The following is a 12,752-nucleotide window of genomic DNA, read 5'->3' as shown; positions in this document are numbered from 1 at the left end:
ACATCTATCCCATCCGGCGGCAGCGACGATCCGATCAGGCAGTCGCTGCCAAGCTGCGCGCTCAACGACTCAACAGCGCTCCAGCAACCCCCTGACGTACCGGCTCACGCCCTCCTCCAGCCCCAGCATCGGCGCCCGATAGCCTGCCTCACGCAGTTGAGTCAGATCGGCACAGGTATACACCTGATATTTGCCCTTCAAGCTGTCCGGAAACTCAACGTAATGAATCACCCCTTCCAGTAACGCGGTCTCCAAGGTCAGCGGTGGACGGCCTTCTGCCGCCCGCACTTCATTGATGGTGGCCAGCGCCAACGCATTAAACGCCCTCGGCCGCCCGCTGCCGACGTTGAAAATACCGCTGACGTGGGGGTTGTCCAGCCAGTGAAGATTGACATTGACCACATCCTCGACCGACACAAAGTCGCGCAGATGCCCGCCCGCCGGGTAGTCGCCATATTCGCCAAACAACTCGACGTAGCCCCGCTCGCGGTACTGGTTGAAGCAATGCCAGACCATCGACGCCATGCGCCCTTTGTGCTGTTCGCGCAGGCCGTACACATTGAAGTACCGCAAGCCCACCACCTGACTGCGCGCCCTGGGCAGTAACTGGCGCACTTTCTGATCAAACAGGCTTTTGGACCAGGCATACACGTTGAGCGGCCGCTCGCACTCGCGCACCTCGCGAAAATCCCGATGGGCGCCATAGACCGCCGCCGACGAGGCGTAAATCAGCGGGATCGACTGGTCCTGACAGGCCTGCAATAACGCGCAGCTGTAGCGGTAGTTGTTCTCCATCATGAAGCGACCGTCACGTTCCACGGTGCTGGAACAAGCGCCCTGATGCAAAACCGCACGGATATCGCCCAACTGGCGATCCGCAAACCGCTGCACGAAGTCACGTTTGTCGAAGTAATCCGCAATATCACAGTCGGCCAGATTGCGGCATTTATCGCCGTCAGTCAGGTCGTCCACCGCAATGATGTCGCGCTCGCCGCGATCATTGAGCGCCTTCACCAGGTTGCTGCCGATAAAACCCGCAGCCCCGGTCACGATGATGCTCATTCAGGACCTCCTGCCGATGCATGAATGGTTTCAGCCTAGGCGTGTTTGCAGGTCCGACATTGATGCGGGTCAAGGCTTTTTCAAGCGCGCAGACCCAAAGGGATCGACGGCGCGCTGAAGGCGCCGTCGCGGTGCTCAAGGGGTGTCACTGCGCGCGTGCGCAGTGACAACAGCGCCACTCAGGCGAGAAAGGTTTGCGCCAGGGAATAGACCACCGAGGAGATGGCCACCAGCCCGATCACGGTGACGAACACGTTGGAGATCGTGCCCGCATACCGGCGCATCGCTGGCACACGACGGATGGCATACATCGGCATCAGGAACAGGATGGCCGCGATCACCGGCCCGCCCATGTTTTCGATCATGCCCAGGATGCTCGGGTTAAGGGTCGCCACGGCCCAGCACACGATCAGCATGAAGGCGGCGGTCATGCGGTCCAGGCTTTTGGCTGCCGGACGCTTGCCGGTTTTCAGCACCAGGCCTTTCAAGCCTTCGCTGGCCCCGATGTAATGCCCGAGGAACGACTTGGCAATGGCCACGAAGGCAATCAGCGGCGCAGCGAACGCGATGGTCGGGTTGCTGAAATGGTTGGCCAGGTACGACAGGATCGACAGGTTTTGCGCCTTGGCTTCGGCCAGTTGCGCCGGGGTCAGGGTCAGCACGCAGCTAAAGACAAAGAACAGCACCATGACCACCATCAGCAGGTGCGCACGGGACAGGATCTGCGAGCTGCGCTCATCGGCGTTCTCGCCATAGCGGCGTTTCTGGTCGACGGCAAAGGCCGAGATGATCGGGGAATGGTTAAACGAAAACACCATCACCGGAATCGCCAGCCACAGCGTATGCAGAAACGCCGAAGGCTGCGGCAGTGTGCTGGCCGTGGTGAGAATGCCGCCGTTCCAGTGCGGGATCAGGAACACCGCCAAAAACAGCAGCGCCACGATGAACGGGTAAACCATCATGCTCATGGCCTTGACGATCACTTGCTCGCCGCAACGTACCACCACCAGCAGCCCGAGGATCAGCACCAGCGACAGAATCGCCCGGGGAGGCGGCGTGATCGACAGTTGGTTGAGCATGAAACTGCCGACCGTGTTGGTCAGCGCCACGCTGTAGATGAGCAAAATCGGGAAGATGGCCAGGAAGTACAGCAGCGTAATCACTGCACCGGCCTTGAGACCGAAGTGTTCCTCGACCACGTCCGTGATGTCAGAACCTTCGCGCCCGGAGAGGACAAAACGGGTCAGGCCCCGGTGGGCGTAAAAGGTCATCGGGAACGCGAGCAACGCCAGAATCAACAACGGCCAGAAACCGCCCAGCCCGGCGTTGATCGGTAAAAACAGTGTGCCTGCGCCAATCGCTGTGCCGAACAGGCCCAGCATCCAGGTGGTGTCTTGGCGGTTCCAGCGAGTGAGCGTCGCGGGTGTCTCGTCGAAACAATCGTCGACGCTATTAGCCTGGTCATTCATCCGGTCGAATCTCCGCTAGCCGGTCGTTACCACGCGGCCGGGGCGGACAAAACACACCTTACAGACAACGCCCCAGCCATAAGAAGGGCGCGATTGTCCGGGATTAGACATAAGAAGCAAAGGTTTAGCTGAGCAAAGGTAAAAAACATTTGCTAGGCCAAAGCCATCTACAGACACCTATTGATACACTCCGCTGACTCAACCTACGCCCATAAGGCCTGTCCTCCCATGACTGTCTCGCACCGCTGCACAGCGCTGATCGGACTCATCTGCGCCCTCACTGTGCCTGCCGCCCTGGCCGACGCAACGCACATCACCTGGCCCGCCGGCTGGGAGGTTCAAGACGTGCCGCCCGCACCGGACGACAACGGCCAGCGCCAGCGCGCCGTGAAGAACGACGCCAACGGCGACCCGCTGATGGTGATGGAACTGACCCAGACCACCTTGGCGCCCGAGCACCAGGTCAACATGGAGGCCGTTTTGCTGCAAATGCGTAAAACCCTGCAGCAAAACTTCGCCAAGGGCGGTTACCAAAGCGCCTGCAACAAGATCCACCCGAGCACGCTGGGCGGCCTCAAGGCACTCGAAACCACCTGCAAAATCACCCAGAACGGCAACCACGTCATCACCCAGACGCTGGTGGCCGCGACCCGCGAGGCGCACGCCTACGCGCTGTCTTACGCAGGCCCCGCCGAGGGCTACAAAGCCACCGAACCACAAGTGCAAGGGATTCGCGGCAGCCTGCGGTTCAATCAATAAACGACGCCTGGCACCTTGAATCCCTGGCAACCCTCCCCAACCTGACAAAACTGTCATCCAGCCATCAGTTGACTGACAGCAGGTGTCGGTCAGGCTGACATTTTCTCAAGGCTGCATCTGCGCCTTTTAAGCTGAAGAGGACCTCAATGAAAACCCCACTGCGCGTTGCCGCACTCTCGGCCCTGTTACTGAGCGGCATGGCCCACGCCGCCGAACCCCTGACCATTGATGTTCACCGCGATGCCAATTGCGGCTGCTGCAAAACCTGGATTTCTCATCTGCAGGCGAACGGCTTCAAGGTCAATTACCATGTCGAAGCCGACATGAGCAGCGTCAAGCAGCGCCTCGGCGTTCAGCCCCGACTGGCCTCGTGCCACACCGGTGTGATTAACGGCAAATTCGTCGAAGGCCACGTGCCCGCCGACCAGGTGGTTGCCTTGACCCGGCGCGACGACTTGAAAGGGATTGCCGTTCCCGGCATGCCGATCGGCTCTCCCGGCATGGAGATGGGCGATCGCAAAGACGCCTATCAGGTGATCGGCCTGACCCAAGAAGGTCGAGATGTGGTCGTTGCCGAGTACCCCGGTAACTGACCCCGAAAAGCCAGCCCGCGTGCGCTTCAAGGCATTAAGCCAGTCACGGCGGGCTGGCGAACCGTCGGCTTTAAAACACCGGGTTCTGATTCATTCCAAATCGTTCTAACCCCCGGTTGGCCCTCCCCCGCGTTCCTTGGTAGAACTACACCTATCGGCAGTCGATAAGCTCATATCGCGCGATACGATTGAGTTCTGCATCGATCTACTGCCATCTACGTGAAAAAACCACGAGCACACGGCTTCTAATCCGGCTGCCTCGCGCCTACAGGTTTGCCCGAAGACACGCGCGCCACCAAAGAAGATTGATCTGACGCAATTGGAGATAAATTTCTTACGCATTATCCATGACTTAGAAGTCCGTAATCCGGCTTCTCTCCTACACTCATGGCTTCGTAAATCCCTCGGATGTTTAACACTAAAAAAAACGAACCTTCTGCAATTGCACCGGGTCAGCTTAACAGCAGGGTCGTCGATTCTTGGTTCAATCCTTGCAACGCCCTCCTCACCCTTTGCGCATTACCACGCGATAACCCAAGCAGTGTTGTGCCTGCCCACAGGAAGTGAGTAAGAACCCGACCAGGGGTCGGGGCAGATCAATAAATACAACGGGAGAACACCATGATCAGTGCTGCTGCGACAAACCCACAGAATTGCCTGAATACGCTGGTCAATGAGGTGATAGCCGGTGCCACCCGGACACCGGCTGGCAAAGTAGCCGTACCGATCGCAGAAGCGCTCCCGATCAATCCGAATAAAAAGAAAGTCCTGTTTGTGACCTCCGAGCTGGCCGATCTTGTTAAAACCGGCGGTTTGGGGGATGTTTCAGCGGCGTTGCCACGCGCCATGCGCCACTTGCACGATGTCCGTGTGTTGATTCCGGGTTATCCGCAGGTGATGAACAGCGACAACCCGATCCACGTGATCGGCGAACTGGGCGGCCATGCCGCGCTGCCACCGTGCAAGATCGGGCGCATGGACCTTAAGGACGGGCTGGTGATCTACGTATTGATCTGCCCCGAGCTGTATGAGCGCGAAGGCACGCCCTACGGCGCCAACAATGGCCGCGACTGGCCCGACAACCACATCCGCTTTGCCCGGTTAGGGCTGGCGGCGGCCGATATCGCCGCCAATCTGGCGCAAATTCACTGGCAGCCCGACCTGGTGCATGCCCACGACTGGCCTGCAGGTCTGGCCCCGGCGTACATGCACTGGCGCGGCCAGCGCACGCCGACGCTGTTCACCATTCACAACCTCGCCTATCAGGGCGTGGTCAGCCTTGCTTGCTGCCCGGAACTGGGCATCCCGTACCACGCCCTGCAACAGGAAGGCATGGAGTTCTACGGCAAGTTGTCATTTCTCAAGGCGGGTATGGCCTATTCAAGCCACATCACCACCGTAAGCGCCACCTACGCGCAAGAGATCACCACACCGGCCTTTGGCTGCGGGTTGGACGGCTTTTTGCACAGCAAGACCCAGCAAGGCCTGCTCAGCGGCATCCCGAATGGCATCGATGAAAGTTGGGAAGCCTCCAGCGACCCGCACCTGATAGCACCGTTCTCTCTCGGTGAATGGCAAGGCAAGGCCACCAACGCCGATCACGTGCGCAGCCTGTTTGGCCTGGCCCCGTCCAAAGGCCCGCTGTTTGCCGTGGTCTCGCGACTGGTGTACCAAAAAGGCCTGGACCTCACGCAAGGCGTGGCCGCCTACATCGTGGCCAACGGTGGGCAAATCGCACTCATTGGCCGTGGCGAGCCTGAAGAAGAGCAAGCCATGCGCGAGCTGGCCTTGCGCTTCCCCGGCCAGATCGGCGTGCGCATCGGCTTCAATGAAACCGACGCCCGACGCATGTTCGCTGGCAGTGACTTCCTGTTGATGCCTTCGCGCTATGAACCCTGCGGCCTGAGCCAAATGTACGCGCAACGCTATGGTTCATTGCCTGTGGCGCGCAACACCGGCGGGCTGGCCGACACCATTGAAGATGGCATCACCGGCTTTCTGTTTAACGAATCCACCGTGGACAGCTACGAGCAGGCATTAAGCCGCGCTTTCAAGGTTTTCGCCTTCCCCGACCTGCTGAACGCCATGCGCTGCCGCGCCATGTCGGCCCCCTTCAACTGGTGTCAGGCCGTGGAACCCTACGCCCATCTTTATGAACAACTGGTGGTCAAATCCCTGAGCAGAGCCGGCAAACCCTGACCTGAGGCGTGTACCGATGCCTTTAAAAACCGTGGAACACGGCTCCCATGGTGCTCAGCGACTGGACGCGCATCACACGCGCTTCACTTTGTGGGCGCCCGATGCCTTTTACGTGAGCCTGGAGCTGCCCGACGGCCGCTCCCTGCCCCTCATTCCGCAAGCCGATGGCTGGTTTGCACTGGAAATCCCGTGCCCGGCCGGCACCCGTTATCGCTTCAACATTGACGGCGAACTCGAGGTGCCCGATCCGGCGTCACGGGCGCAGGACGGCGGGCTCGCAGGCTGGAGCGTGGTGGTCGACCCCCGGGACTATCACTGGCGCCATCCTCACTGGAAAGGCCGCCCGTGGCAGGAAGCGGTGATTTATGAGGTTCACGTCGGCGCCATGGGCGGCTATGCCAATGTGGCCCGGCACCTGCCCCGGCTGGCTGAGATGGGGGTGACCGCCATCGAGTTGATGCCGTTGGCCCAATGTCAGGGCCAACGCAACTGGGGCTATGACGGTGCCCTGCTGTATGCGCCCCACGACAGCTACGGCTCGCCGCAAGACCTCAAGCAATTGATCGACGACGCCCATGGCCTGGGGTTGATGGTGATGCTGGACGTGGTCTACAACCACTTCGGGCCGGAAGGTAATTACCTGTCGCGCTATGCCAGCCCCTTTTTTCGTAAAGACAGCCACACCCCGTGGGGCGCCGCGATCGATTATCAACGCCCGCCGGTGCGCGACTTCTTCATCGACAATGCCTTGATGTGGTTGTTGGAGTACCGCTTCGACGGTTTGCGCCTGGATGCCGTACACGCCATTGACGACCCGGCGTTCTTGCATCAGTTAGCCCATCAGGTACGGCGCCACACCGCGCCGGACCGCCATGTGTGGCTGACCCTGGAAAACGAGTTGAATCAGGCGGGCCTGCTGGAAAAATCCTTTGACGCGCAATGGAATGATGACGGCCATAACACCTTGCATGTGTTGCTGACCGGCGAAACAGACGCCTATTACGCGGAGTTCGCCGACAACCCGACGCAAAAACTGGCGCGCTGCCTGAGCCAGGGTTTTGTGTTCCAGGGCGAAGACAACCGACACGGGGTAGCGCGCGGTGAACCCAGCGGTCATCTGCCGCCCAGCGCGTTTGTGCTGTTCCTGCAGAACCACGATCAGATCGGTAATCGTGCAGCGGGCGAGCGTTTGCACCATTTGTGTGCCCCCCAGGCCTTGCGGGCCGCCACCGTCTTGCTGCTGTTGTCGCCGATGATCCCCTTGTTCTTTATGGGGGATGAAAGCGCGGCGCCCGAGCCGTTTCTGTTTTTCACCGATTACAGCGGCGAACTGGCCGACGCCGTGCGTGAAGGCCGACGCAAGGAATTTGCCGAGTTCAGCACCTTCGCCTCGCCTGACGCGCATTCGACGGTGGCCGACCCGAACGCCCCTGAAACCTTTGCCCGCTCGCGCCCGGATTTTCGGGTACCGGAGCGTGGTCCGCGCCGCGAGATGCTCACGCTGTACCAGCACCTGTTAGCACTGCGCCAGCAACAGATCGTGCCGCGCCTTGAAGGTTCGCAGGCCTTGGGCAGCAAAGTGCTGGCCGAAGGCGCCGTCACCGCCAGTTGGCGTCTGGGCGATGCCAGTGTGCTGCACATCACCGTGAACCTGAGCGGGCAGAGCGTGCCTTTTGTGGCGCCACTTGACCAACCGGTCCTGTTCCAGACCCCACCCGATATGACCCTCGACGTGCAACAGCATCAGCGGCTGGTGCCTTACAGCGCACTGGTCAGTCTGGTGCCGCCACCGACCCTTTCGCCCTTGATGGAGAGCGCCCATGAGTGACGCGCAACTGGAAATACTGGCGAGCCGTGCCGGACTGGCCGTGGACTGGGTAGATGCCAACGGCACCCCGCAGCGGGTTTCACCCCCTGTGCTGCGGGCAGTGCTGGCCGGGTTGGGCTTGCCCGCCGACAGCGACGAAGCCATCGAAACCAGCCTGCTCAACCTGCAACTGGAACAGCAAAACAAGCGCCTGCCGCCCCTGCTGACCGCCGACGTGGGCCGCAGCCTGGACCTGACACGCTACTTCCACCCGCACAGCCAATGCGTGGTTCACCTCGAAACCGGCGGCTCGCTGGATATTGAGCTGGACGCCGACGCCTACCTGCCGGGCATGATCCCGGTGGGCTATCACCGGGCGCAAATCGGGGAACAACACTTCACGCTGGCCGTCGCCCCCGCACGCTGTTACAGCATCGCAGATGCGACGGACAGCGACACGCCACGCACTTGGGGCTTGAGCACGCAGCTGTACAGCCTGGCACGACCGGGCGACGGTGGACTGGGCGACACCCAGGCGCTGGAAACCTTCGCCAAGGCCGCCGGGGAACGGGGGGCTGACGCACTGGCCATCAGCCCGATGCACGCCATGTTCAGTTGCGACCCCGACCGCTACAGCCCGTATTCACCCTCCAGCCGTTTGTTCCTCAACTATCTCTATGCCGCCCCGGCCAGCGTGCTGGGCGACAGCGTGGTGCAGCAGGCCATTGATGACAGCGGCCTACGCGAAGAATGGCAGCGCCTGGAACACCTGCCGCTGATCGACTGGCCCGCCGCCACACGTGCCCGGCAAACCTTGCTGCGCGCACTCTACGAAGACTTCGTGGTGGGCGAGCAGCCGCTGCGAGAGGATTTCAACGCCTTTTGCGACAGCGGCGGCGAATCACTGGAAAACCACTGCCGCTTCGAAGCCTTGCAGGTTCAGCGGCGCAGCGAGCAACTGAGCCAGGACTGGCGCGAGTGGCCCGAACAGTGGCGCGACCCCAACAGCCCTGCCCTGTTGCTGTTTGCTGAAGAACACCGCCACGACATCGGCTTTTACGCGTTTTGCCAATGGCTGGTCGCACGCTGCCTGGCCAAGACCCACAAAGCGGCGCGCGACAGCGGCATGGCCGTTGGCCTGATCGCTGACCTGGCCGTCGGGGCAGATGGCGCCGGCAGTCAGGCCTGGTGCCGACAGGACGAACTGCTGTCGCAACTCACCGTGGGCGCCCCGCCCGACCTGCTTAACCGCCAGGGTCAGGGCTGGGGCATTTCGGCATTCTCACCGGACGGCCTCAAGCGCAACGGCTTTCGTGCGTTCATCGAAATGCTGCGGGCCAACTTCGCCCACGCGGGTGGCCTGCGCATCGACCACGTCATGGGCTTGCAACGGCTGTGGGTGATTCCTCTGGGGGCAACCCCGGCAGACGGTGCCTATTTGTATTACCCGGTTGAAGACCTGCTGCGCCTGCTGGCCTTGGAGTCATTGCGCCATCGCGCGATTGTCCTCGGTGAAGACTTGGGCACGGTGCCTGAAGGCTTGCGCGACAAGCTCAGCGAACGCGCCATCCTCGGCATGCGCATCCTGTTGTTTGAACAAGATTACGGCGCCCACTTCAGGCCAGTGCTGGAATGGCCGGACACGGCACTGGCTACCACCAGCACCCATGATCTGCCGACCCTCAATGGCTGGTGGCATGAACGGGACATCGACTGGAACGCACAACTGGGGCTGGTGGACGCCGACACCGAAGACCATTGGCGCGACAACCGTGCCCACGAGCGCAACGGTCTGCATCACGCGCTGAGCCTCGATCCGCAGAATTTTCAGGAAGAAGCCACCGGCGCCGATCAGGTGCTCAACGCCAGCGCGCGCTTTTTGGGCCACACCCATGCGCCTCTGGTGTTGCTGCCTGTCGAGGATGCGCTGGGCGTGCTGGAGCAAGCCAACCTGCCGGGTACTGTGGGCACTCACCCCAACTGGCGACGACGCCTGCCGGTCGAGTGTGCTGCCTTGCTCGACCTTCCCCAGGTCGCCCGCCGCCTTGAGCTGCTGGCCTGTGCGCGCCTGCAGGCGCAGGAGCGTGATGAATGCACACATTGAGCACACCGATTCTGCGCGCCACCCAGCGCCTGCAATTTCACGCAGGTTTCACCCTGGACGATGCGCGCCGGCAAGTGCCGTATTTTGCGCGCATGGGCATCAGCCACCTCTACGCTTCACCGTTGCTGACGGCGCGGGACGGGTCGATGCACGGCTACGACGTGGTCGATCCGACCCGCGTCAGCCCGGCGCTCGGTGGTGAAGCCGCGCTGCGGCGGCTGGTGGCCGAGCTGCGCGCCCATGACATGGGGCTGATCCTCGATGTGGTGTCCAATCACATGGCGGTGGGCGGTGCTGACAACCCGTGGTGGCTGGACCTGCTGGCCTGGGGGCGCGCCAGCCCCTACGCGGAGTTTTTCGACATCCAGTGGCATTCCCCCGACCCCTTGCTCGAAGGGCAATTGCTGCTGCCCTTTTTGGGTAACGACTACGGCGCCACGTTAAAAGCCGGGGAACTGCCCTTGCGTTACGACGCGCAGCAGGGCCGCTTCTACACCGAGCACGGCCATCACCACTTCCCGATTTGCCCGCTGGATTATGGCTTCTTGCTGCACATCAGCGGCCAGCCCGACCTGCAATTTCTTGGCGAACGATTTACCGCGCTGCACCCGCTGCCCCACCCACGGGAGCGCACGGCGCCGCTGCATGCGGAGCTGGCCGCGCTCAGTGCCCGACCTGAGGTGCTGGCCGCCATTGAACAGCAACTGACGTGTTTCGATGCGCGCCACCCCAGCGGCCTGGAACGCCTGCATGCCCTGCTCGAACGTCAGTCTTATCGGCTGGCCAGTTGGCGCACGGCTGCCGACGACATCAACTGGCGGCGGTTTTTCGATGTCAACGAACTGGCCGGGCTGCGGGTCGAGCGGCCCCGCGTTTTTGAGGCCACCCATCAGAAGATCTTCGACCTGATCCGCGACGGGCTGGTGGACGGTTTGCGCATCGACCACGTGGACGGTCTGGCCGATCCCCGTGGCTACTGCCGCAAGTTAAGACGCCGCGTGGATGCCCTCGCACCCGACCGCCATTTGCCAATCTATGTCGAAAAAATCTTGGGAGCCGAAGAATCCCTGCCCGATGACTGGCACGTTGACGGCACCACCGGCTACGAGTTCATGGACCAGGTCTCGCTGTTGCAACACGACCCCGCAGGCGCCGCGCCGCTGGCCAGCCTTTGGGCCGAGCACAGCGAACGCCCCGGCGACTTTCGCGAGCAGGCGCTGCTGGCCCGGCAACAGATCCTCAACGGTTCGCTGGCGGGCGATTGCGACCGCGTCGCCCTGGCCCTGCGTGACGTGGCCCGTGACGACCTGATGACCCGCGACCTGACGCTGGGCGCCATTACCCGTGCGTTGCAAGCGCTGGTGGTGCATTTCAGCGTGTACCGCACCTACATCAACGCCGCCGGGCGTAGTGCGGCCGATGACGAGGTGTTTGGCCGCGCCATGGAGGGCGCCCGCAATGACCTGAGCGAAGCCGACTGGCCGGTGCTGGAGTCCTTGCAACGTTGGTTGGGGGGCGATAACTGGCGCACCCGGCCTTACGGGCGCTCGCGCAAATTGCTCAAACGCGCCTGCGTGCGTTTTCAACAACTCACCTCACCCACCGCTGCCAAGGCGGTGGAAGACACCGCGTTCTACCGCTATGGGGCGCTGCTCTCGCGTAACGATGTGGGCTTTGATGCCGAACGCTTCAGCGCACCGGCGCAGGTCTTTCACCAGACCTGTGCCGAGCGCCTGCTGCACTTTCCCGACACTCTGTTGGCCACGGCCACCCACGACCACAAGCGCGGCGAAGACTGCCGCGCACGGCTGGCGGTGATCAGCGAAAAGAGCGCCGACTACGCCCGGTGCATCGCGCGCTGGCGCCCGATGGCCAGCACCCTGCGCGGCCACCGCGAAGGGCCATCGGCGGGCGATGAGTTGCTGCTCTACCAGATTCTGCTGTCGACCTGGCCACTGACACTATCACCCGATGACCCGCACGGCTTGGCGCACTACAACGAACGGGTGTGGCAATGGCAGCTCAAGGCCCTGCGCGAGGCCAAACTCGACACCCAATGGGCCGCGCCCAACGAGGCTTACGAGCAAGCGGTTCAGGCCTTCATTGAACAGCTGCTATTACATCCCCAAGGCGCCGCCCTGCGCGCCGAGATTCATGCCTTCAGTGAACAGTTGGCTCCGGCTGGCGCCCTGAACAGCTTGGTGCAATGCGTGCTCAAACTGACCACGCCGGGCGTGCCGGACCTCTATCAAGGCACCGAGTTCTGGGACTTCAGCCTGGTCGACCCCGACAACCGCCGCCCCGTGGACTTCGCCTTGCGCCAGCAACAGCTGGACATCCACGCGCCTGCGCCTGCGCTGCTCGATGACTGGCGCAGCGGTGCGATCAAACAGGCCGTGATCGCCCGCACCCTGGCCATGCGCGCTGAGCACCCGGTGTTGTTTGCACGTGGGCGTTATCAGCCGTTGCACGTGACCGGCCCCCATGCCGATCGGGTGCTGGCGTTTGCGCGTGAGTGGCAGGGGCAATGGGTCGTGGTGGTGGCCCCTCGTTTGAGTGCCCCACTGCTGCAAAACAGCGCTTTGCCGTTGATTAATCCACGTGAATGGGCAGATACCCGCCTCGAATTACCGTTCGACGGAACTGAGCACAAATTAAATGGATTATTTGCGCACCCCGTAGTCACTAACAATAAGGCAATAAGGGTCAGCGACGCTCTCGGTTCGTTCCCCGTCAACCTCATGATCACCACTTGATTC

General features: G+C 61.9%; 8 protein-coding genes. 6 read left to right on the top strand and 2 right to left on the bottom strand.

The window, feature by feature from the left end; genetic code table 11:
• Positions 1-69: 69 nt before the first annotated feature.
• Together rfaD and V6F78_RS02340 are read right to left on the bottom strand one after the other, a co-directional pair.
• Positions 70-1,062: an ADP-glyceromanno-heptose 6-epimerase gene (rfaD, locus tag V6F78_RS02345; protein WP_094990821.1), complete on the bottom strand. Its 993-nt coding sequence runs from the start codon at positions 1,060-1,062 to the stop codon at positions 70-72.
• Positions 1,063-1,241: 179 nt separating this feature from the next.
• Positions 1,242-2,531 (bottom strand): serine/threonine transporter, encoded by a 1,290-nt coding sequence (locus V6F78_RS02340; protein WP_095008320.1) that lies wholly within the window; start codon positions 2,529-2,531, stop codon positions 1,242-1,244.
• A 228-nt stretch (positions 2,532-2,759) separates the two neighbouring features.
• Here V6F78_RS02340 and V6F78_RS02335 point away from each other — a divergent pair, with 228 nt between their 5' ends.
• The 6 genes from V6F78_RS02335 (at position 2,760) to V6F78_RS02310 (ending at position 12,749) form a co-directional block, all read left to right on the top strand.
• Complete coding sequence (locus V6F78_RS02335; protein WP_314398562.1) at positions 2,760-3,290, top strand: DUF4946 domain-containing protein; 531 nt, start codon at positions 2,760-2,762, stop codon at positions 3,288-3,290.
• A 146-nt stretch (positions 3,291-3,436) separates the two neighbouring features.
• A complete protein-coding gene (locus V6F78_RS02330; protein ID WP_332726556.1) occupies positions 3,437-3,883 on the top strand; it encodes a DUF411 domain-containing protein in 447 nt (148 codons plus the stop codon).
• A 621-nt stretch (positions 3,884-4,504) separates the two neighbouring features.
• Positions 4,505-6,082: a glycogen synthase GlgA gene (gene glgA, locus V6F78_RS02325; RefSeq protein ID WP_332726555.1), complete on the top strand. Its 1,578-nt coding sequence runs from the start codon at positions 4,505-4,507 to the stop codon at positions 6,080-6,082.
• Between the two features lie 16 nt (positions 6,083-6,098).
• Complete coding sequence (gene treZ, locus V6F78_RS02320; protein ID WP_332726554.1) at positions 6,099-7,910, top strand: malto-oligosyltrehalose trehalohydrolase; 1,812 nt, start codon at positions 6,099-6,101, stop codon at positions 7,908-7,910.
• Positions 7,903-9,993, top strand: a complete 2,091-nt coding sequence (gene malQ / locus V6F78_RS02315; RefSeq protein ID WP_332726553.1) for a 4-alpha-glucanotransferase — start codon at positions 7,903-7,905, stop codon at positions 9,991-9,993. Before treZ ends, malQ begins: the two co-directional genes overlap by 8 nt.
• A complete protein-coding gene (locus V6F78_RS02310; RefSeq protein WP_332726552.1) occupies positions 9,981-12,749 on the top strand; it encodes a malto-oligosyltrehalose synthase in 2,769 nt (922 codons plus the stop codon). Before malQ ends, V6F78_RS02310 begins: the two co-directional genes overlap by 13 nt.
• Positions 12,750-12,752: the final 3 nt, after the last annotated feature.

It is taken from the genome of Pseudomonas sp. ESBL9 (genome assembly GCF_036668715.1).
Classification (GTDB): Bacteria; Pseudomonadota; Gammaproteobacteria; order Pseudomonadales; family Pseudomonadaceae; genus Aquipseudomonas; species Aquipseudomonas lundensis.
Note: the sequence above shows the minus strand (reverse complement) of the source record. Positions and strands in the feature narration are given on the sequence as shown.